Origin of the sequence: Nocardia sp. NPDC051756, from assembly GCF_040681495.1 — a bacterium.
In the GTDB taxonomy this organism is placed as follows: Bacteria; Actinomycetota; Actinomycetes; order Mycobacteriales; family Mycobacteriaceae; genus Nocardia.
The window spans coordinates 621,482-644,171 of sequence record NZ_JBFAYV010000003.1 but is presented as its reverse complement, the minus strand read 5'-3'; the positions used below and the strand labels follow the sequence as shown (position 1 = coordinate 644,171).

The 22,690-nt window shown below is 68.3% G+C and carries 15 protein-coding genes; 7 read left to right on the top strand and 8 right to left on the bottom strand.

Annotation, left to right across the window (positions count from 1 at the left end; translation table 11 throughout):
* Nucleotides 1–4 precede the first annotated feature (4 nt).
* The 7 genes from yidC (at nt 5) to AB0M22_RS14580 (ending at nt 9,754) form a co-directional block, all read left to right on the top strand.
* Nucleotides 5–1,108, top strand: a complete 1,104-nt coding sequence (gene yidC / locus AB0M22_RS14610; RefSeq protein WP_364725655.1) for a membrane protein insertase YidC — start codon at nt 5–7, stop codon at nt 1,106–1,108.
* 151 nt (nt 1,109–1,259) lie between these two features.
* Nucleotides 1,260–1,766 carry a protein jag gene (locus AB0M22_RS14605; RefSeq protein WP_357380377.1) on the top strand — a complete coding sequence of 169 codons (507 nt, stop codon included), beginning with the start codon at nt 1,260–1,262 and terminating at the stop codon, nt 1,764–1,766.
* A 155-nt stretch (nt 1,767–1,921) separates the two neighbouring features.
* Nucleotides 1,922–2,710, top strand: a complete 789-nt coding sequence (rsmG, locus tag AB0M22_RS14600) for a 16S rRNA (guanine(527)-N(7))-methyltransferase RsmG (protein ID WP_364725652.1) — start codon at nt 1,922–1,924, stop codon at nt 2,708–2,710.
* 2,590 nt (nt 2,711–5,300) lie between these two features.
* Complete coding sequence (locus tag AB0M22_RS14595) at nt 5,301–5,732, top strand: hypothetical protein (protein ID WP_364725649.1); 432 nt, start codon at nt 5,301–5,303, stop codon at nt 5,730–5,732.
* 863 nt (nt 5,733–6,595) lie between these two features.
* Nucleotides 6,596–7,609, top strand: a complete 1,014-nt coding sequence (locus AB0M22_RS14590; RefSeq protein ID WP_364725646.1) for a ParA family protein — start codon at nt 6,596–6,598, stop codon at nt 7,607–7,609.
* Nucleotides 7,610–7,679: 70 nt separating this feature from the next.
* A complete protein-coding gene (locus AB0M22_RS14585; protein ID WP_364725643.1) occupies nt 7,680–8,699 on the top strand; it encodes a ParB/RepB/Spo0J family partition protein in 1,020 nt (339 codons plus the stop codon).
* Between the two features lie 323 nt (nt 8,700–9,022).
* A complete protein-coding gene (locus AB0M22_RS14580; RefSeq protein ID WP_364726932.1) occupies nt 9,023–9,754 on the top strand; it encodes a GNAT family N-acetyltransferase in 732 nt (243 codons plus the stop codon).
* 64 nt (nt 9,755–9,818) lie between these two features.
* On the opposite strand, the gene AB0M22_RS14575 is transcribed toward AB0M22_RS14580, so the two are convergent.
* The 8 genes from AB0M22_RS14575 to AB0M22_RS14540 form a co-directional block, all read right to left on the bottom strand.
* Nucleotides 9,819–11,012 (bottom strand): N-acetylmuramoyl-L-alanine amidase, encoded by a 1,194-nt coding sequence (locus tag AB0M22_RS14575; protein WP_364725640.1) that lies wholly within the window; start codon nt 11,010–11,012, stop codon nt 9,819–9,821.
* Nucleotides 11,013–11,201: 189 nt separating this feature from the next.
* The gene (gene trxA / locus AB0M22_RS14570; RefSeq protein ID WP_364725637.1) at nt 11,202–11,540 is read right to left on the bottom strand and encodes a thioredoxin; all 339 of its coding nucleotides are present in this window, start codon (nt 11,538–11,540) and stop codon (nt 11,202–11,204) included.
* A 74-nt stretch (nt 11,541–11,614) separates the two neighbouring features.
* On the bottom strand, nt 11,615–12,601 hold the full coding sequence (gene trxB, locus AB0M22_RS14565) for a thioredoxin-disulfide reductase (protein WP_364725634.1): 987 nt from the start codon (nt 12,599–12,601) through the stop codon (nt 11,615–11,617).
* A gap of 153 nt (nt 12,602–12,754) precedes the next feature.
* A complete protein-coding gene (locus AB0M22_RS14560) occupies nt 12,755–13,801 on the bottom strand; it encodes a hypothetical protein (protein ID WP_364725631.1) in 1,047 nt (348 codons plus the stop codon).
* 102 nt (nt 13,802–13,903) lie between these two features.
* On the bottom strand, nt 13,904–14,464 hold the full coding sequence (gene sigM / locus AB0M22_RS14555; protein WP_364725628.1) for an RNA polymerase sigma factor SigM: 561 nt from the start codon (nt 14,462–14,464) through the stop codon (nt 13,904–13,906).
* Nucleotides 14,465–14,797: 333 nt separating this feature from the next.
* The gene (locus tag AB0M22_RS14550; protein WP_364725625.1) at nt 14,798–19,240 is read right to left on the bottom strand and encodes a lipid II flippase MurJ; all 4,443 of its coding nucleotides are present in this window, start codon (nt 19,238–19,240) and stop codon (nt 14,798–14,800) included.
* A 222-nt stretch (nt 19,241–19,462) separates the two neighbouring features.
* Nucleotides 19,463–22,099 (bottom strand): DUF6049 family protein, encoded by a 2,637-nt coding sequence (locus AB0M22_RS14545; RefSeq protein WP_364725622.1) that lies wholly within the window; start codon nt 22,097–22,099, stop codon nt 19,463–19,465.
* A gap of 8 nt (nt 22,100–22,107) precedes the next feature.
* Nucleotides 22,108–22,644, bottom strand: a complete 537-nt coding sequence (locus AB0M22_RS14540; protein WP_150400452.1) for an NUDIX hydrolase — start codon at nt 22,642–22,644, stop codon at nt 22,108–22,110.
* Nucleotides 22,645–22,690: the final 46 nt, after the last annotated feature.

Sequence of the window (22,690 nt, the reverse complement as noted above, 5' to 3'; positions counted from 1 at the left end):
AGCCGTGCTCGACTTCATTTATTATCCGGTGTCCTGGATCTTGTGGTTCTGGCACCGGGCGTTCTCGATGGTGCCCGGTCTCGGAAAAGACAGCGGCATCGCCTGGGCACTCGCCGTCGTCTTCCTGGTCTTCACGTTGCGTGTGCTGCTCTACAAGCCGTTCGTGAAGCAGGTGCGCACCACCAAGCAGATGCAGGAACTGCAGCCCCAGATCAAGGAGCTGCAGAAGAAATACAAGAACGACCGCCAGAAGATGGCGACCGAGATGCAGAAGCTGCAGAAGGATCACGGCTTCAACCCGCTGATGGGCTGCCTGCCGATCCTGGCCCAGGTTCCGGTGTTCCTCGGTCTGTTCCATGTGCTGCGCTCGTTCAACCGGACCGGCCACGGCTTCGGCCAGCTCGGCATGTCCATCGAGCAGAACGCGAACACGCCGAACTACGTGTTCAACGCGGCCGACGTGCAGTCCTTCCTGAGCGCCCGTCTCTTCGGCGCGCCGATCTCGTCCTTCATCACCATCCCCGACACCGAACTGCGCGCCTTCGCCATCGACGGCCTCGGGCTGCCGAACAAGGTCAGCATCGCCGTCGTCGCGATCCCGTTGATGATCATCGCCGGCCTGGCGACCCACTTCAACGCCCGCGCCTCGGTGGCAAGGCAGACGCCGGAGGCGGCGGCCAACCCGCAGGCCGCGATGATGAACAAGCTCGCGCTGTGGGTCTTCCCGCTCGGTGTGCTCGTCGGTGGTCCGTTCCTGCCGATCGCCATCCTCCTGTACTGGGTCTCCAATAACATCTGGACCTACGGGCAGCAGCATCTCGTCTTCGGTCGGATGGAACGCGAAGCGGAAGAGAAGAAGCAGGCCAAGCTGGAACAGCGCGCGCAGAACGCGCCGAAGCCCGGGGCCAAGCCGGTCAATACGCGGAAGAAGTCGCCGGCCGACGCGCTCGAAGACGCCGTCGATGCGGTGGACGCGGTCGACGCTCCCGCCTCGACCAACGGCACCGCCAAGACCACCAGCAAGCCCGCGGGACAGCAGCGCAGGCCGGGCGGCCAGAAGCGACCGGGCGGCAACCGGGGCCGGGCGAACCAGAAGCGCCGCCGCTGATCGCAATTCGGTGGTCGGCCGGCCACCAACGCTGAGCAACCCCTTGATCGCGCACCGTCCGGCGGCGAGCGCACGGCGAGCGTGATGAGCAGATGAAGGAAATCAAATGACAGTTGAGACCGACGGAGGGGACGCCACAGTGGCGACGACGATGGTGAACGCCGGAACGGACGCCGACGATGTCGTGAACGATGCCGAGGAAGCCCTGATCGAAGAGGGCGAAATCGCGGGCGACTACCTGGAGCAGTTGCTCGACGTGCTCGACTTCGACGGTGACATCGACCTCGACGTCGAGGGTGACCGCGCCATCGTCAGCATCGATGGTGGCCGGGATCTGTCAAAGCTGGTGGGCCGCAACGGCGAAACGCTGGACGCGCTACAGGAGCTCACCCGGCTGGCCGTGCAGCAGGCGACCGGCGTGCGCAGCCGGCTGATGCTGGACGTGGCCGGCTGGCGGGCCAAGCGCCGGGAAGACCTGAGTGCGCTCGGCACCGCCGCCGCGCAGCGGGTGCTGGAATCCGGTGCGCCGGAGTCGCTCTCCCCGATGACGCCGTTCGAGCGCAAGATCGTGCACGACGCGGTGTCGGTGATCGACGGCGTCGCCAGCGAGAGCGAAGGCGTCGAGCCGAATCGGCATGTTGTGGTTGTTCCGTCCTGAGCGAAAGCGGGACACGTTAGGGCCCGGCGTATTTCGTCACCCTGACGGGTAATGGTTGGATAGGGCCTCTGGTCTTCGGATCGGGGGCCTTGTTCATGTCCGGCACCTGATTGTCCGCGCGTCGCCGGTCCCCTGATCGACTCGAGTTCGGAAGGATGTTTCACGTGGAACGAGATCTCGGTGAAGCCACCGCATTGCCCGCCGAGCTGGAACCGCCAGCCTCGGCTGCGGCGGTGTTCGGCGACCGACTCGATCTCGCCCGCCGGTACTGCGCGGCGCTCGCCACCGCCGGCGTCGAGCGCGGGCTGATCGGTCCGCGTGAGGTCCCCCGGCTCTGGGATCGCCACATTCTCAACTGCGCGGTGATCGGCGAGCTGATCGCCGAGGGCTCCTCGGTCGTCGACATCGGCAGCGGCGCCGGACTCCCCGGCATCCCGCTCGCCATCGCCCGCCCCGATCTGCGCATCACCCTGGTCGAGCCGCTGCTGCGCCGCACCATCTTCCTGAGCGAGTTCATCGAGGCGGCCGGCCTGGACGTCACCGTGGTGCGCGGCCGGGCCGAGCAGTCCGGCGTACTGAAAGAAGCCGGCGGCGCCGACGTCGTCACCTCCCGCGCAGTGGCGCCCCTGGGCAAACTCGCCCAATGGTCCCTCCCCCTATTGCGCGACCACGGCCGAATGCTCGCCCTCAAAGGAGTGAGCGCAGTCGAGGAACTCGCCCGCGATGGCGAGGCACTGGAGCGAGCCGGCGCAGGCAACACGATGGTCGTCGAATGCGGAGCCGGCCTCGTCTCCACCCCCACTTTGATCATCAGCGCCGAGCGCCTCCCCCGCGCCGAGCGCGCGCCCCGACGGCGCAGCGAGAATGCGACTGCGCGTCGCGAGGCGAAGGCGGCGAAGCGCGCCGGGGAGCCCGGAGTCGGTCGGGCGCGGAAGGCGAAGTAGCGCACTGGTGCGGCGTTGGGTTTCGCGTGAAAACCTGTCGGTGCGATCGGAGCCGCAGTGCGGTCGGATCGATGGGTGAGGACGTCGCCGCGGGCGTGGATTCATGCGGCGTTCGGACGCTCGAGAGTCAGCACACGCGTCACCGATCGATCAGAATCGAGTGGAGCACGTGGAACATCCGGCTCTCCGGTGGAACGGGAGAGGCGAAGTAGCCACCGGTCCGGTGCGGGTTTCGCGTGAAACTTTCGGTGCGACCGGAGCCGCAGTGCGGTCGGACCGGTGGGTGAGGACATCGCCGCAGGTACGGATTCATGCGGCGTCCGGCCGATCGAGCGTCGACATACGCGTTACTGATTGATCGGAATCGGGTGGAGCACATGGAAATGCCTGGCTATCCGGTGGCGTGTGGGAGGCCAAGTAGCCCACCCGTTAGGTGTGAGGTTTCGCGTGAAACCATCGGTCCGATCGGAGTCGCAGTGCTGTCCGACGGGTGGGTGAGGACGTCGCCGCAGACACGGATTCATGCGGGGCGTCCGGCCGATCGAGCTTCGGCATACGCGGCACCGATTGATCGGAATCGGGTCCCGGTGCGGTGCGGTCCCCGAAACTTCTTGCTCAGGTGGAGTGTTGCTTCGACTAGCCAGGCGTGGGCCACAAGATATTCGCCAATTTGCTCCTCGGCTCCTCGGCTCCTCGGTTCGGTGGCTCGCCGACTCGCGAACTTCGCGACGCGACTCCGCGGCGACTCCGCGGCCTGGCGGCCCGGTGATCGCTACCGGACGGCCGGGGCAGCCGGACAATCCCTCGGTCCGGGGGCCGGTGATCCGATGATCTGGCGGTTGAGTGATCCGGCAACTGGGCGATCTCACGACCGGCAACCTGGCGATCCGACAGCTCGGGCAATCCACGACCCAGGCGACCCCGCGACTGGGCGATCCGGCGCCCCGCGACCCCGCGACCCCGCGACCCCGCGACCCCGCGACCCCGCGACCCCGCGACCCCGCGTGACTGGCTGACCAGGCGACCGGCGGTTCGGCGACTGGGCGGCTCGGCGACCCGCGACCGTGCGACCCCAAGATTCATCGGCTCCGCGACCGTGTGACCGGGTGACCCCGCGACCGGGTGACCCCGCGACCGGGTGACCGGGCGACTGGGCGGTTCGGTGACTCGCGACCGTGCGGCCCGGAGATTCGGCGCCCCCGAGATTTCCACGACCTAACGACTAGCGACCGCGCAACCGGCGAGCCCGCGACCTCAAGATCCGGCATCCTCGCGACCCGGTGATATCGCGACTTCGTGAACCTCGCGACGCGGCGGCGCGGTGTACTCCGCGACCCGGCAATCCGGCGATTTCGCGACCTTACGATCCCGCGATCGTGTGTCCTTCGTGACCGGCGGCCCTGCGACTGGACGCCCGTGATCCCGCGGCCGGGTGACCGGCTGCCCCCGTGGCTCCGCAGCCGGGTGACCGGCTGCCCGGTGTCCCCGCCGACCAGCGGCCCGAGATCCAGTGACCCCGTGACCCCGTGACCCCGCGGTCCGGCGGCCCGGCGGTCCTGTGACCCGGCGGCTCTGCGACCTGGCGGCTCTGCGACCTGGCGGCTCGGCGGCTCCGCGACCGGACGGCCCGGTGATCCCGCGGCCGGGCGACCGACGGCCCGTGACCCCGGCGGCCGGACGGCCCGGTGACCCTGCGACTGGCGGCCCCGCGATCAGTGATCCGCAGCCGGGCGACCGGCGACCCGGTGATCCCGTGAGTCGGCAGCCCCGCGCCCAGAGAACCAAGCAACCTCGCGGCCGCTCATCTTTCGGAGCAAAGGGATGCGCCGTCGATCCTCTGGTGGATAGCCCTGGCGGTTCGTTGTTGAGAGTGCGAGTCGCAATCGGCGGAGACAACCTTCTCCCGGCGTCCACCAGCCCGCCTCGACTTGTCCCGACGCAACTGACTCATTGCGTCACGTGACTCTTGTGTCGGAGGGTGCTGGGTCGGCCTTTACTGGGGCGTGGAAGTTCGATGTTTCATGTGAAACCGGCCGGGGCGACTTCATTCATTGATCTCGTGGATGTGCGGGCCGCTGCGGGCTCGTTTCGTTCCGATCGCACGGCTGGCGGATCGGCCGTGCTCGCCCGATCCATCACGAGGTCGGACTTGCACGGGGGATCCATCCAGCCCGGGCACGCTGATCGACCTGCTGCCCATCGCGACCGCCGCCGCCTCCGTTCCACCGGGAGGTTCGCGGGCAGCGTCACCGCGCTTCCTTCCGCCCGTCCCATAGCTCCGCTGGCGCACTCAGTCGGTGGATCGCGCGGTCGATGTTTCATGTGAAACCTCCGAGATGACTGTTGGTCCCGTCGTCGCCTTCGACCAATCGGGCACCTGCTCGATCCAGCGACCGTCACCCGACAGACCCCGCGGTGCTCCGGTCCTGACCCTGGCGCCGCGCTCCTATCTTCGCGAAACCAAATGCGCGCGACCTCGATTCCCTTGCCTTGAGTGAACTGCGCCTGACACCGCAGCCCGACTGGTTCGATGGGAAGCCGACTAGCTGACGAGAGCTGGCGGGGCTGGATGGGTTGTCGGTGCGACGAGGTGACAAGACGCAACGCGGGCGATACAGACTCGGCCGATCAGGATGATGCGGGAGACGCGGACCCGACGGTCCCGACGGTCCCGACGGACCTGGCCGGCTCGACGGACCTGGCCGGCTCGACGGACCTGGCCGGCTCGACGGACCTGGCCGGCTCGACGGACCTGGTCGACCCGACGGACCTGGTCGACCCGACCGACGCGGGCGATCCAGCAGACCTGGCCGATCCTGCGGATCCGACTAGCGCGCTGACGCACTCAACCGACTCGGCGACTCGGGCGATCCGGCGGACGATCCGGCCGTTCCGGTCGACTCGACGGAGGACCCAGCCGACCCGACGGACCCGACCGCCGCGACCCGACTTGGCGGGCGTCGACAAACCGACCGACGCGGCCGGTGCGGCCGGTCCGGCGGAACCTGGTGGACCCGGCTGATCCGACCGATGCGGCCGACTCATGTGACGGGCGACGCGAGGCGGCGGACGACGAGAGCCTGGGCGACGACGTGTGGCGGAGCGAGAGGTCGCGCGGCGAGGAGCGATCGGGCGACGCGGCGACCAGGACCGAGCGGCCGAGGACGGGAGCGGTCGCAGGGGATTCGTCGCCTGTAGCGATCCGGGATCTGCGGGATGGTGCTCCCCGCGGGTTCGGGTGGATGTGGATGGCGGTCGGTCGAGCATCGGACGGGAGCTGCCGGCTCGAATGTTTCACGGGAAACGTGGGCTAGTTAGAATGCGGCGGGAGAGGGGATGGATCGGTGCGGCGACGTCGGTTCCTGGTCACCGCGAAGCAGATCGGACAGGCGTCGCAGCCGATGCGGGGGTCGATGGGAGGAAGCGTGCCCGACGATCAGCCGCTCGGTTTCACATGAAACATCGCGAGTCGAGAGTCGCCCCTCCCCCGCCAACGATGCCGGCCAGCAGCCCGCCGTCGCCGGTCGACACCAGCACAGTGCCGACGTCGGAGATCTGCCGGCACCCCGCAACCCCCTTGGCGGAACCCGTGTTTCATGTGAAACATCGGGGATCGGTGGCTGAATGCGGACAACTTCGCGTGTCCTCTGCATATTGCCGCGATTCAGCTTTCTTATCGCGCTCGGTGCTGGCAAGCTAGTGAGCGTCGGGCGTGAGCGTAGGTGCCACGGAGGAATTGGTGTCGCGACGAGAGCTCCGCTCGGTCGATCGGGCGCCGCGAACCCGGTTGCGCATCATGTTCGTACCGACACCAGCTGTTTGATGACACGGCGCCGACGCTCGTCGGAAGCACGTGATCTGAAGTTCTCGGGTTAGGAGCTGTCTATGTCGAGCGGTCCGGCGAATGTTTCACGGGAAACTACGTCGCGCGTGCCGGGAATGCTGGACTCCAGCAATTTCGACACGGAGACATTCGGAAGCACACCGTTTGGGAACATCTCCCCCAGCGAGACCCCGATCGCGGCCGAAGCACAACGCGCCAGCCAGATTCTCCATCCAGGAAAGGTGACAGTGCAGAAACCGCACGAGCAACGCATCATCACCATCGCCAATCAGAAGGGCGGCGTCGGGAAGACGACCACCGCGGTCAATCTCGCGGCCGCCCTGGCGCATCAGGGGATGACGGTCCTCGTGATCGATCTGGACCCGCAGGGCAACGCGAGCACCGCCCTCGGGATCGAGCACCACTCGGGCGTTCCGTCCAGCTACGAGCTGCTCATCGGCGAGGTGTCGGTCCGGGACGCGATCCAGGTGAGCCCGCACAACGAGCGCCTGCTGTGCATCCCGGCGACGATCGATCTGGCCGGTGCCGAGATCGAGCTGGTGTCGATGGTGGCCCGGGAGGGCCGGCTCAAGGCCGCCATCCAGGAGGCCAACATTGCGGGCTACGACATCGACTACGTGATGATCGACTGCCCGCCTTCGCTCGGCCTGCTGACCGTCAACGCGATGGTCGCGGCCAAGGAGGTGCTGATCCCGATCCAGTGCGAGTACTACGCGCTGGAGGGTGTCGGGCAGCTGCTCCGCAATATCGGTCTGGTGCAGGCGCACCTGAATCCGGACCTGCACGTGTCGACGGTGATCCTCACGATGTACGACGGCCGGACCAAGCTGGCCGACCAGGTCGCCGAGGAGGTCCGCGGGCACTTCGGCGACGCGGTGCTGCGCTCGGTGATTCCGCGCAGTGTGAAGGTGTCCGAGGCGCCGGGCTACGGAATGACGGTGCTCGATTATGATCCAGGCTCCCGAGGCGCGATGAGCTACCTCGATGCCGGACGTGAAATGGCGGCCAAGGCAACGGCGCTGGCACATGCCGCGGCCGAAGCCGCGGCGGAGTGATCTGGCTGAATAACGACCGGGTCGGCGAGACTTGGTTTGGTGGCGGAACGAGGAAGGGGTCTGTAGACCGATGAGTCAGGCGAAGAAGGGTGGGCTAGGACGCGGTCTCGCCGCGTTGATCCCGACGGGACCGGCGACTGCGCCGGGGCTCAGCAGTCAAGCGGCCAGCGTCATCGGTCTGGATCCGATCGGGCCGCAGCCCGCTTCGGCCTACCTGCATCGGGTCCCGGACCCGACCGAGGACGACCTCTCCTCCGGCGGCGCGGTTTACCGCGAGATCCCGCCGGAGCAGATCGAGCCGAACCCGAAGCAGCCGCGTCAGGTGTTCGAGGCCGAGGCGCTCGACGAGTTGGTGCACTCGATCAAGGAATTCGGTCTGATGCAGCCGATCGTGGTGCGTCGGGTCGAGCCGGGAGTGGACAAGTTTCAGCTCGTCATGGGCGAACGCCGGTGGCGCGCATCGCAGGTCGCCGGTCTTGCCGCGATCCCCGCGATCGTCCGGGAGACCGCCGACGAGTCGATGCTGCGCGACGCGCTGCTGGAGAACATCCACCGGGTGCAACTGAACCCGTTGGAAGAGGCGGCCGCGTATCAGCAGTTGCTCGAAGAGTTCGGCGTCACCCATGAGGTGCTCGCCGATCGCATCGGCCGGTCCCGCTCCGCCGTGACCAACATGATCCGGCTGCTGAAGCTGCCGATCTCGGTGCAGCGCCGGGTGGCGGCGGGCGTGCTCTCGGCCGGCCACGCGCGGGCACTGCTCGGACTGACCGCCGGCGCGGACGCGCAGGAGGAACTGGCCAAGCGCGTTGTCGCCGAGGGGCTATCCGTGCGCAGCACCGAGGAGGCGGTGATCCTGGCGAATCAGGAGACCGCACCGGCGCCGGATCCGGCGGCCCCGCCTACCCCGCAGCGCAAGCCGATCCACATGCCGGGTTTGCAGGATGTGGCCGATCGGTTGTCCGGGTCGTTCGACACCCGGGTGATCGTGAGCATGGGCAAGCGAAAAGGCCGGATCGTCGTCGAGTTCGGCTCGGTGGACGACCTCGAGCGGATCGTCAGCCTCATGGAACAGGCCAAGCACGATATGTGACAGAAGTGACAGAAATAGACTTGTGAACGCGACAGGTACGCCCTCGGAGCCGAAACGTCACTGTGACGGACGCGCGATTTCCGCGAATCAGCGGAGCGCATCGACTCCCGGACGGACCAACACAAGTTCTTAACCAACAGCACAGCGACGTGGAATGAGGCGGGTTCTGTTGATCGCTTATTCTTGCTGGCAAGAACATAGTGATGCGGTGTGACTAAAACGCGAACCATGGGCCAGGATGCCGCACGCGGGCCGGCGTCGAGCACAGGCGAGGCGCGGACATGAGTGTGGACGAATCGGACAGCTGGAGGCTGAGCAGAGCAGTGTCGACCAGCGTCACAGCACTTACCCTCGGCGGGCTCGACAAGCTCCCCGCGCACTCCCGGCGCTGCGTGTTCTGGGAGATGGATCCGGCCGTCGCGGAGGACTCGCGCGGCTTCAGCGACCCGGTCTTCGAAAAGGAGGCCTGGCTGTCCACCGTGCTGCTGGAGTGGGGTTCCTGCGGGCAGGTGGCGAACGTCGACGGCAATGTCGCGGGCTGCGCCCTCTATTCGCCGCCGAGCGCGGTGCCGCGAGCGTCCCTCTTCCCCACCTCACCGGTAAGCCCGGACGCGGTCCTGCTGACCACGCTGCAGGCCGAATTCCCGTACCAGGACAACGAGGTTGCCCACCAGCTCATGCAGGCCGTGGTGGCCGATCTGGTGCGTCGCGGCGTGCGTGCGCTGGAGTCGTTCGGCATCCGGTCCGATCCGCCGTCGCAGGCGCTCTCGGAGCGGTTCGGCTCGATGACGCTGATGGAGCGGATCATCTCGCCGATCAAGAGTTCCGGCTCGAACTCCGGCTCGATGACCGAGTGCTCGCCGGAGACCTGCATGATCGAGGCCGACTTCCTGGAGGAGGTCGGTTTCAAGGTGATCGCGCCGCATCACCGATTCCCGCGGCTGCGCCTGGAGCTCGATTCCGATCACGGGTGGAAGGAAGACGTGGAGCGCGCGCTCGATCAGCTGCTGGCTGCCGCGGCGATGACTCCCCCGGCACGCGTCGGAGTTCGCTGAAACATTGGACGTAGAAACGCCCCCTGCCGATCTAATTGGCAGGGGGCGTCTGTTCTAGCTTCGGTTACATCCGGTCGGCTGCGGCCAGTTCCTCCGCCAGCAGTTCCGCGAAAGTGTAAGTGCCCGTTGGCTGATCGTCCTGCCCGAGCAGGTACAGACGCTTCACCGAGATCAGGATCGCCTCGGCGATCACGTCCCGCATGCGGGGATTGGTGAGCACGGTGGCGTCGTAATCGTTTGTCAGATAACCGATATCGATCTGCACCGTCGGCATCTTGGTGAGCCGCAACAGATCCCAGGTCCGGGCGTGCGTGCGGCAGTCCTGCAGCGAGGTGCGCGCGACGACCTCACGCTGGATGAACCCGGCCAGCACCTGACCGATCATCGACGCGGAGCCGTGCGAGTTGCCGAAGTAGAAGCCGGCGACACCGTTGGCCAGCGGGCTCGGATTGGTCGCGCAGCGCAGCGAGATCATCAGATCGGCGTCGAAGGCGTTCGAGGTGTCGGCACGCTCGGCATCGGTCGGGTTGGCGCCCCACGGGCGGGACAGGAAGGTCTCCATGCCGGTGGCGGCCATCCGGCCTTCGAGCCGACTTGCCAAGTCCCACAGGATTTCCGACTCGTACACGTCGCCGTATTCGGTCGGCACCGGGTGGCCCTTGTCGGGTCCGCCGAGACCGGGGTCGATGACGATGCGCTTGCCGGTCAGCTGCGGTCCGGCCCGGTGCACCACTTCCTCCTCGGCGATCCGGTGCGGGTTGCCGCCGGTGACGCGGGCGCCGAGCAGGTCGAGCGAACGCAGGGTGTCCGGCCCGCAGATGCCGTCGGCGGCCAGGCCGATCTCGCGCTGGAAGGAGGTGAGGCCCTCGTGCGTGTGCGGGCCGAAGTAGCCGTCCACCCGGTGCACGTAGAAGCCCAGGTCTTGCAGCTTGCGCTGCAGCGTCGCGACGTCGTCGCCGTACAGCGGCGCGGAGAGCTGATAGATCAGCGTGCGCGCGCCGAGGCGGTAGGAGGCCTCTTTCAGCGCTCGATAGGTGGCCGGGCCGACCACGCCGTCGACGAGCAGTCCGCGGTGCTGCTGGAAGGCGCGGACCGCGGAATCGAGGCGGTGGTCGAAGGAGGCCTCGGTGTCTTTCCAGTACTCGCGGGCGTCGGCGTGATCGGTGTCGACGTGTGCGTGTAAGAACCCGAGACTTGCCAGGGTGCTCCGAACCTCTGCTACGGCTGGACCGCTATCGCCGTGACGAAGTCGGTGCATGCGTGAGAGCCCTTTCCTTCCGTCAATCCGGGTACCCACTCATGCGATGGGATACACCCTGCGCACGACCGGCGTCGGTCGATTGTCTCAGACCCGGACGGGAATTCGGCATTCCCGGGTCCAGGCATCCTACGGCGCGTCGATGGATCTCGACGGCCTTTGGCGCCTATGGCATTTGCGCGACGGGTGTCAGATCTCGCCGTCGAGTTCGCGCAAAAGGGCGGCTTTGCCCTTCGCGCCGACGATCTGCTTCACCGGCTTACCGCCGCGGAACAGCATCATAGTGGGCAGCGAGAGGATTTTGTAATCGCGGGCGGTGCCGGGATTCGCGTCGACGTCCACTTTCGCGACGGTGAGCTTGTCCGCGTGGGTGCCGGCGATCTCCTCCAGCACCGGGGCGACCATCTTGCACGGGCCGCACCAGGTGGCCCAGAAGTCGACCAGGACGGGCTTCTCGCTGAGCAGCACGTCGTCGGCGAAAGTCGCGTCGGTGACGGTGATCGTGTTCTTGGTGGCACTGTCGGACATGGGTTCTCCTTGCTGAATTACCAACCGCCCCCGGCCCCGTCACCCGCGGTGCGAGCGACGGGATGGAGACGACGTCAGTTGGCGGGCACGGCGACCGTGTGGCCCGCGTGGTCCAGGGTGTTCGAGCTGATATCGCCCTGCTCGGAAAGCCAGCGCTCGGCGTCGATGGCCGCGCGGCAACCGGTGCCCGCGGCGGTGATCGCCTGGCGGTAGGTGTGGTCGACCAGGTCGCCCGCGGCGAACACGCCGGCCACCTTGGTCGCGGTCGACGGGTGCACCACCTGCACGTAGCCCTCGTCGTCCAGTTCGACCTGGTCCCGGACCAGCTCGCTGCGCGGATCGTGGCCGATCGCGACGAACAGGCCGGTCGCGGCCAGCTCCGAGGTCTCCCCGGTGCGGGTGTCGCGCAGCACCAGGCTGGTCACGCTGCCGTCGCCCTTGACCTCGGCGACCTCGGCATTGAGCCGGAACTTGATCTTCTCGTTGGCCTTGGCCCGCTCCAGCATGATGCGCGAGGCCCGGAACTCCTCGCGGCGGTGCACGATGGTGACGCTGGCCGCGAACTTGGTCAGGAAGGTGGCTTCCTCCATGGCGGAGTCGCCGCCGCCGACCACGACGATGTCCTGGTTCTTGAAGAAGAATCCGTCGCAGGTGGCACAGGCGCTCACGCCGCGCCCGAGCAGCTCCTGCTCACCGGGCACGTTGAGGTAGCGGGCGGCCGAACCCATGGCCAGGATCACCGCGTAGGCCTGGTAGGTCTCGTCGCCGACGGTGACCGTCTTGATCGGGCCGCTGAGGTCGAGCGCGTCCACGTCTTCGGTGCGGATGTCGGCGCCGAAGCGCTTGGCCTGCTCGCGCATCTCTTCCATCAGGTCCGGGCCCATGATGCCCTCGCGGAAGCCGGGGAAGTTCTCCACCTCCGTGGTGGTCATCAGGGCGCCACCGAACTGGGTGCCTTCGAACACCAGCGGCTGGAGCTCGGCCCTGGCCGCGTACACGGCGGCCGTGTAGCCGGCAGGTCCGGAGCCGACGATGATCAGGTCGCGAACTGGCGCACTCATGAGGCCCTTCCGGGGGAGAAATCAATGGACGTCTCGGTCAACAACAGGGTAATGGCTATTGTTCCTGGGCCGGCCGGGTCCCACGTGAGGTTCGGCTCAGTGCCGCGACGGTGGCGTTCGGATACCCGCGCGGGCGGTTGTCGCGTGGGTCACTCAACCGATGTCCTGCACCGTGAGGTGCTGCGGATCGTCTGTGGTGCAACCGGTTCCGACGACCAGCGCGGTGATCTTCGGCGTGCGCGGGCCGGTGAGCAGGATCAGCACCGCGTCCTTGCCCTGATAGCGGATGTTGTTCGAGCCCAGGACGGTGCGTTCGAGTCCGTTGGCGCGCATGCAGCGTTCCCTGGCGGCCGGGTTGCCCAGCAGGCCGGTGGCATCGTTGCGCCCGAGCGCGCTGAGCATCGCGGGTGCGCTGAGGTCCTCGCCGAGTTGGGTGCTGTCCGAGGTCGGTTGGGCCGATGGGGTGGCGTCGTTGCCGCGCACCACGGTCAGCGCGATGGAGGCGCAGGCGACGACCGCTACGGCGGCGGCCGCGGCGGTGAACCAGCGCAGCCGGTTGCGCCGGTGGTCGTCGAGCGAGATCGGCGCGGCCGGCCGGGACGCACGCACTGTGTCCACGTCGGCTTCCGGGCCCGCGGCGACCGGCGTCCGGAGAACACGTTCGGTCTCGTCGTCGGCTTCGGGGGTGGCAGTGACCGGGGTGCGGGCGACCCGGACCGTCTCATCGTCTGCCGCGACCGGAGTGCCGATGACCCGCACGGTCTCATCGTCGGGCGTGGGCTCGCCCGTGACCGGAGTCCGGGTGACCCGCACGGTCTCGTCATCGGTAACTGGCTGGGCGGCAACCGGAGTGCGGGCCCGCACTGTTTCCTCGTCGGAATCGGGTGTGGCCGCGACCGGCAGCCGATAGATGGTCGCGCCCGTCTCGGTGGGCTCCTCGTCCAGGTCGAAGCCGTCGACGAACTCGGCCAGCCGGGCGGCGATGTCGTCGGGCATCGTGTGGATGATCTGGTCGCTGCGGCCGAGCGCGCGTAAGTCGGCGCTGACGTCGTCCAACGCGTGCACGAAGCGCAACGCGTCCCCGTCTTGCCGGACCACGGGCCACAGTTGCTCGCGCAGCTCGGGCGCCACATTGTCGGCGTGCAGGTCGGCGAGCAGTTCCGCCGAGAACGGAGGCTGCGGCATGGACCTGGTTGCCATGGCACCTCCAGTGTTCTCGTCTGACATCGCGGGGATTCCCTCGGGCTGGGGAACTACATGGACATCGTCTACGGGTTCGTCACTATTAATGACGCATCTCAACTACCTCCGGTTCCCCGGATCGCGCAGAAATTCCAATCGTTCTTGTAGACGCTGCCGCCCGCGGGCACAGCGGCTCTTGATCGTCCCCTCCGGAACACCGAGCATAGCGGCGGCTTCGGCCACGCTGTACCCCTCGAGATCGATGGCAACGAGGGCGGTGCGCTGATCCGGCGGCAGCGCGAACAGCGCCTGATCCACCACCAGCGACATCTCGAATTCGGCGACCTTGTCCCGGTCGTCGCGGGGTTCCGGCATGGTCTCCGGCGTGAGTGAGACAGCCTTGCGGATCTTGTTGCGCCGGATCCGGTCCAGGCAGGCGTTCACCACGATCGCGTGCAGCCAGCTGCGCACCTCGGCCTCGGCCCGGAACGAGTGGGCCGTGCGGTGCGCGGACAGCAGCGCGTCCTGGAGGCAATCCGCGGCGTCCTCGCGGGTGTAGGAGGTGCGCAGCGCGGTCTGCCACAGATGATCGTTGTGTCGGCGCAGCAGCTCGGCGAAGGCGTGCCGCTGGCCGCGCACGTGCGCTTGCAACAGCTCGACATCGGTGTAGTCAGCGCCCACGAACGAGCGTTCGCGGTACGCGGCAGCAGGCCGCGATGTCCCCCCGCGGAAATTCTCGTTCAGTTCCGACGACAATGCCAACCCCTTGGACAGCGCTCACGGTGGTGACGGACACGGTCGACCATCACCGAAATTTCGCAGCATCCAGGATCGAAAAAACCAGAACCCGGGAAGCTCCCCTGTGCTGAGAGCGCGAGGAGATCATATCGTTACTCGCGATTGCACAGCAACCAAACCGGGGCGATCAGGATTCGCGGGGCGACGCAGCGGAAGGGCGTCGGAGAATGGCCTGCACGGTTCACCTCACGTGCGGCGGGCAGCGCAGCGGTGGTGCTAGGGAGCGGCGTCGAAACGTATATCAGCGATCGAGGTTTGGAACTGTCCACCCGAGTTGCCCAGTCCGGTGATCCAGACGAGCACGTAGCGGGCGGCCTGATCGGCCCGTACCGGGATGTCGGTGACCCCGTCGTTGAGCTTTGCCGTGCCGATCAGCTGGGTCTGATCCAGGGTCGGTGACGTGGTCGGCGAGGTGCGGATCTCCACCGAGGTGCCAGCACTCGGCGAGTTGATCGAGATGTTCGTCAGCTTGGCCGGGCTGGGTAGCGTGGCCAGCAGCCCGACGCCCTTCTTGAGCGCGGGGAACTGCTGGTAGTACTGATCCGTCCGCCACAGCGTGCCCGGATTCTGATCGAGCACCGCGTTCACGTTGCCGACCCCGTCCGGGGTGCCCTCCGGGGAGAACACCGTCACGCCGGTCACCGGGACCGGCACGCCACCCGACGGGGCGACCGGCCCGGCGGCGGCCGGGGTGGCCGGCGCGCTGTTGTTCGTGGTGAGGCCGATATTGCGCTGTTCGTTGAGCGGCGCGTCCGAGGCGCCCGGCGCGAACACGCTGACCATCCACCAGATCACGATGCCGACCACCAGCGCGGCCAGGATGCCGAGGCCGACCATGATCCACATCATCCGCTGGGATCTCTCCCGTTCCGCGGCAAGCAGTTCCGGGTCGGCGAGCGACTCGTCGGGGGCCGACGGCGGCCGCTGACCGAGCCGCAGCACCGGGATGAAATCGGTCTTCTGATCCACCACCGACGCCTGCTCGAGCACGTGCTGCACGGTCGCGGCGGTGCGCACGCCCTTGTTCGATTCCAGCGACCGCACCGCGACCGCCGAGATCTCGAAGGGCACCTCGGGTCTTATGGTGCGCGGTTCCACCGGGGTGCCGTCCGGGCCGAAATCGGCGAGCCGCAACCCTCCGACGGTTGCGGCGGTGCCGGTGACGCCGCCGGAGCGGATCGGCCAGCGGGCGGTGATCAACGCGTAGAGCATGGCGCCGAGGCCGCGGACGTCGGACTGCGCGTCCGAATCGCCCAGGGTGCCGGGGAACGCCAGTACGGCATCACCGGTCGCGCTGATCCGGATCCGGTCCGGGTGATCGATGGACAGCGAGCCGCCGCCGCGATGGGCCAGCTCGGCCGCCGAGGCCAAGGCTCGGATGGCCCGTGCGGCACCGATCGGTGAGGGCACGGTCTCCGCCATCTCGCGCAGCGAGCGACCAGGGGTCCACTCGGCCACCACGATGCCGCCGGAGCTGCCGCGGACCACGTCGAGCACCCGGGCCAGGCCGGGTGAGTTGATCCGGCCCAGGCGCAGCGTGCGGGACAGAATGGCCTGCGGACCGTCGTGCCCGGAGTTCTCGCCTGCCGTCTGATCGGCGTCGACGAAGGTCAGCGCGACCTCGCGGTCGAGCTTGATGTCGAGCGCCTGCCAGAACTTGAGGCCGCGCGCTCCGCCGTGCCCGGCGAGCAGCCGGTATCGGCCACCGGCCACCGACGCGCCGGGAATCAGCTTCGGGCCGCGCGGCGTGCGCCGCGAACCCAGGTTCTCGCCACCGAGTGGTGGCATCTCCGGCGATCCGATCGGGATCATCCCGGTGTCGTACATCGGATCGCGTGCCGGTACCGGACTCTGGCGCTCGTGCGGACCCTGCGGGGCCGGCTCGTGATCCGGCGCATCCGCGTCGTGATCCGGTGGACCGGTGCCGGTCTCGCGGTTCGCGTACGCGGGATCCGACGGCTCTCCCCCGGGGGGCGGAGCGTCCGTAGACAATCCGCCTGCCGCGGTCGCAGAAGAATCAGCGGCTGGGACGCCGCCCACCGCGTCGTCGCTCACCCTCGGTCCTCCTTCGCCCTGGTAATTCGAGGTTCCGGCGATTTCGCCACTTGTGCTTCTCTGCCGAACAGGGTACGGGAACTCGCCCATGCCGGTGATGTCAACGGCATCGGCTCGGATCACGGGCAAGACCATGGTCTGAGCATCCATGTGCGGGTCGTACCCAGCGTATGCCAGATACGGGTCTGGCCTGCGCAGTACCTGAGTCGCGTACTGATCGTCGACCGGACCGTCGAGATCGAGATCGGGGGCAGGCGGCGTCCAGCCGAGCCGCCGGGAGATGGCCACGGTGATCGCGACGATCTCCGGGACCCCCGCCAGGCGCATCAGGCCGAAGGCGACCGAGAACATGACGATGGCGGTGATCGCCACCCGGATGAGCGAGCCGGGACCGCCGAACGACGCGGTCAGGCGCTCGAGTCCGAGTACCCGGTCCACGATCCACATGACCGCGCCACCGGCCACCGACGCGAACAGCACCCGGGTGATGGTCCGGCTGACGTTCGACATGCGCAGGTCGCCGAGACTGCGGTGCAGCAGGAACCCGCCGACCACCGCGCCGACCGCGAAGCCGAGACCGTTGGCCACGCCGAGCGCGATCACCACATGCTCGGCGTCGGTGACCATCGGCGCGATCGCCGAGAAGGTGATCTTGGCGGCGGTGATCCCGAGGATGATCCAGGTCGGGATCCAGGCTTGTTCCCTGGCGTAGAACACGCGTAGGTGGATCAGCACCAGCGCGTAGGGAATCAGCGAGAAGGCCGACCAGCTGACCGCGAGGCCGAGGCGGGCGGCGTCGCCGCTGCCGAAGTTGCCGTATCCGTAGAGCGCCTGCCCGACCTGTGGGCCGGCCAAGGTCAGGAAGGTGACCACCGGCAGCAGGGCGATCATCGTCAGCCGGGTGGCGGCGGAAAGGTCATCGACCACCGCGGGGGTGTCATCGGCGGCGGCGTTGCGGCTCAGCCGCGGCATGATCGCGGTCAGCACTGTGACGCCCAGGACGCCGTACGGCAGCTGCAACAACAGCCACGCGTTGTTGTAGATCGCCGGACCCGCGGCATCGGCATGCGAGGAAATACGGGTCGCGAAGACGAACCCGGCCTGACTGATCAGGACGTACAGGATGATGGCCGCGCCCATCCCGCCGAACTGCTTGAGCCGCGCGTCGACTCCCCAGAGCGGCCGCAGATCGATGTGCTCGCGGCGAATCGCGGGCACCAGGCTCAGCGCCTGCACCACCACGCCGAGCGTGACGCCGACGCCGAGGACCAGCAGTTTCGGCTCGCCCATTCGCACCGGGTTCAGGCTGATCTCACCGGGCATCAGCACATACAGACCGAGCACGGTCAGCACGACGAGGTTGTTCAGCACGGGTGCCCAGACACCGGGCTTGAACTGCTGTCGGGTATTGAGGATGGCCGTCAGCAGGGCGGACATGCCGTAGAAGAGGATGGCGGGCAACAGCAGGAAGGCCAGCGCGGTGGTCAGGCCGGTATTGACCTTGCCGTCGTCGGACAGGAACACATAGGTGGTCAGCAGCGGCGCGGCGGCCGTGGCCAGCAGCGCGGCGGTGGCCAGCACCACGAACGCCGCCGTGACGAGTCGCCGGACGAAGGCGACCCCGTGGTCGGGGTCCTCCTGTTCGGCACGCACCAGGGTCGGCACCACGATCGCGGTGAGCACGGCGCCGAGCACCAGTTCGGCGATCATATTCGGGATCTGGCTGGCCACGGTGAACGCGGAGGCGATGGCCGGGCCGAGGACGGTCAGCAGCAGCAGCTGTTTAGCGAAGCCGGTGACCCGGCTGATCAGGGTCACGAACGCCATCGATCCGGAGTCGCTCAGCAGCCTGGAACTCGAATTCGAATTCTGCTCGGCCGCTTTCGTGGCGGCGGGCCACTCCTGGGTGCGCGGCCGGTTGCCCTCGGCGACCGCCACGGGTGCGCGGCGGTGCGGCGGCGGGGCCGGCTCCGGCCGCGCCTGCGGCGGTGCGTAGCGCGGCGGGGGCATCCGGTTGGACGGCGGCGTCGCGGGAATCGGGCCCGAGTGTCCGGGTCCGGGGCGCGGTGCGCTGGTCGGGATCGGCCCGGACTGACCCGGCGCGGGTCGCGCGGGTGCCGGACGCGGAGCGCCGGGCGGCATCTGACCTGGCTGACCCGGTGCGGGCCGCGGCGGACTGGCGGGAATCGCGCCGGATTGACCGGGCGCGGGGCGCGGCGGGCTGGCCGGGATCGCGCCGGATTGACCGGGCGGCGGTCCTGGCCGCTGGCCGGGCGGAATCGGTCGGGGCTGGGCGGGCGGCGGTGCGGGATATTGCCGCTGCCCCGGGTGCGGTGCGGGTGCGGGCCGTTGCGGCGGGCCCGGTGGCCGTTGGGGCGGTCCGGGTGGCATGCGCTGGCCCGGCCACGGCTGCGCCGAGGGCCGGCTGATGTGCGGCACTCGGGGCGAGGGCGGTTCGTGCGGGCCGGCGTTCATGTCCGGGTCCTCGGCCTCCGCCTGCGGCGGTAACCGTTCCCACGGCGCAACCGGCGCCCGACGGGCCGGTGGCCCGTCTCGCCGATCGGATCGAGGCCGATGCGCCGATGAGTCATCGTCGCTCATCATGCCTCCTGCGCCCGGCTCGGCAGTGCAACCCGGTCGGCTCGGCGAGCGGCGTCCACGCTGAATCGCTCACCGTTCCTCCTGGTACTGCCCATTACTCACACCGCCCCTGCGCCGATGCGAGCCTTCCGCGATTGTCCTCCACTCTGCCACTGTGGTTTGTCGGACGTCCAAATCCGGTAGACGCGGCCGGTGACACAACAGAGGGCGCTAGCTCACCTTCCCTCACTGTGCCTCCTGGTGCTCCTGCTGCATGACGCGGTTCTTGGCCCGCCGGTATCGATTCACCCGGCGCCGGGTGCTCGGATCGAAACCTTCGTCGGCCGGGTCCGGCTGGCCGCGGAACCGACGCCACAAGCGGCGCCCGGCCAACAGAAACAGCAGTACTCCGGCACATGCGGTAATTATGGCCAGGGTTTGACCATAGGCGTTGGAGCGCACCGAGACCGAGGTGGCATTCCCCAGTGGAATCCCGTCCGGTGTGGTAAGGGAGATCGGAATCACCAGGTTACGGCTGTCGCTCACCTCGGTCGGGATTTGGAACGAGCGTGTCCCCTTCGGCGGCAGTTGCTGTTCGCCCAGGTCGGTGATCTTTGCCTCGTGGGGCGCCTCGATGCGGAACTTGATCCGGATGGACACCGGCAGATTGTTCCGCGCGACCAGCAGCAACGGGCTCTGCTCGGACGCGAGGGTGTACACGCCGCCGGGCGGCAGCACGGTCACCGAGTGATAGATGTTGTCCATCGCCCGGGTGTTCTGGTCGATCCGGCGCTGGGCGAAGGTGTCGGCCTGGGCCGCGTCGCCGGTGCGCCGATCGGACAGGCTGAGCACCCGGAGCAGGTCGTCGCGCAGCGGGTCGAGGAACTCGCGCGGCGTCGGATCCGCCTCCGGCACCTCGACCAGCGCGCGCATCAGCTCGCTGATCCGGCGGCCCTGCTCGCGCACCGGCCCGATGAACCGGTCCGGCACCGCGTCCGCGGCGGCCTGGGTCAGATAGTCCAGCTCGTAGGGCTGCGGGTCCGGCGGCTGGGTGACCAGGTCCTGGAACGGCCGCGGCGTCGCGAGATTGCTGCGCACCAGCAGTTCGATCTGCCGCAGCAGCGCGGTGCCCTCGTCCTTGCTCGCGCTCCACTGCTGCGGCGGGACGAGTAATAAGGAGCGCGGCTGGTTCGGCTGCGGGTTCAGCGCGGACCAAGAGATCGCGCCGAGCGCGTCCTGCAACCGGGCGACCCTGGAGTCGTTGCTGACCTCGTAGCGGACCTTGGTGGGGGTGAACGAGGGGGTCGGCGGGTTGGAGCCGAGCGCGGCCAGCGCCGTGGCCGACCAGATGTCGAAGGTCGCGACGTGCAGCGCCGGGTCGACGGCCGGGGCGGTCGTCGGATTCCCGTTCGGTGCGGGCGGATTGGCGGCCGGTGGCGCGGGCGTGGCCGGCGGTGGCACCGGCGCGGTGACCGAGGGCACCCGGACGACGTCCGGGTTCACGCCTTCCGCAGGCACCGTGGTCTGCGTCGGCAGTTTCTTGCTGTCCCCACGACCGGTGGACGTCTGCGTCGCCTCGGACGTCCCCGCCGTGCCTTCCGGCGCGATGGCGGAGTCGGCCAGCACGGCGGTGCCGAAACCATGACTGCGCAACAGGATTCCCGCGCCGTTGTCGATGCTGCCGGAATCCGGCAGGCTCACCCCGCGCACCGACTTGGTGGCCAGAATCGAGTCGACCAGTTCGGCGGGCGCGTTCATCGCCCTGGCCGAGAGGTCCGGATCGTTCACCGCGGCCAGCGCGTCCAGGTCTACCTGCGCGAACGGCAAGGCCACCGAGCACATCGTGCCGGTCAGCGCGCGCAGTCGGTCCAGCCAGGTCTGGGCTTGGGCCGCACCGGTTCCCGGGCGGGTCGCGCCGTCCGGATCGGACGGACTGGCCAGCACCCGATAGCCCTTGGTCATCTCCTGCACCGTGACCAGCAGGTCCGGATCGATCGCCAGGCACACCGAGGCGGCCAGGGCGCGATCGCGGGTCGGCGTGGTGTCGAACACCGTCTCCAACGCGCCGAGCAGCTGATCGAGCCGCCCGCCCTTGGCGAGGGACGCGGCCAGCTCGTCGTCGGTGAGCTCGACCTGCCCGTCCGCGGTCCCCGGCCGGCCCGCGACCAGGCGCGGACGGTCGGCCAGCGGCCACAGCAGCGTGGTGGCCACCGGCGCGTCGGTCGGCGCGGTCACCGCCTGACTCGCGTCCGGCGCGTCGGTGCTCTTCGCCGTGGGCGGCGGCACGCCGAGCACCGGCAGCAGGAACCTGGCGTCGTCGAGCCTGGCCTGGCTGCCGTAGTCGGGCTTGCCGTTCACGTTCAACAGCAGCGGATACACGCCCGGCTCGGTGATATTCAGCGTGCTCTTGCCGCTGCTGCCGCCCGGGCGCAGCGGAATAGTGACGGTGAACTTGGTGCGCTCGCCCTTGTCCAGCTGCGCCACCACGTCTTCGAAGTCACCGTTGACCTCGTAATTGACCTGGTCCTGCTGCAAAGTCGCGCGCAGGTCGCGGGGCACCGCGACCGCGGCCGCCCGCTGTACCCGGATGGTGAGGTCTTTGACCTTGCGGTCCCCGATATTCATGATCGAACCGGACACCGTCAGCGTCGAATCGCTGGTCGTGGTCACCGCGGTCGGCGTCACCGAATCCAGGGACAGCTTCAGGAATTTCGGCCCCGACTCCGACCCGGTACCGGTCGGCTGCGCCTGCGCGGGTACCGCCAGCATCGGCAGTACCGTCGCCGAACCCAAGATGGTCAGGACCGCCACGATGATCCGGAACAGGCCCGCCCGCCACCCGGCCACCACCCCCCATGGAATCGCTGCGCGATGCAGGGCCATCCATCGCCTCATCGCTTGCCGGTCTCCATCCGGTCGATCAGCTTGTTCGCCACTTCGGCCAAGCGTCGTTCGTCCGCGTACGCCAGTCGAGAATTCAACTCGCTCAACGGCACCCACGCCACTTGAGTGACCTCCACGTCGGCATCGGACAGTTCGCCGCCGGTGGAACGCAGTAGATAATGATGCACGGTCTTGTGTACCCGCCGCCCATCGGTGACGAACCAGTAATCGATGCTGCCGAGTTCGGCGACCACCACCCCGTTGATCCCGGTCTCCTCGGCCACCTCGCGGATCGCGGTCTGCTCGGAGGTCTCGCCCTCCTCGATATGCCCTTTCGGCAGCGACCACAGCAGCCGTCCGCGCCGATCCGTGCGTCCGATCAGGGCCGCGCTGCGCTTGTCCCGCGGGCCGTCCAAACCGTCCACGACCAGGCCACCGGCCGAGGTTTCGCGGACCGTGCGCATGCGCGGTTTCGCCGCGTTGGCGGCCGAACCGCGGCGCCGAGGCTGGCGGCGTCGACTGTTCGCGCGATCGGCCGGAGACACCAAGCAATCCTACTGTGTTGGATTTGCGCTGACGCACGCCCCGCGC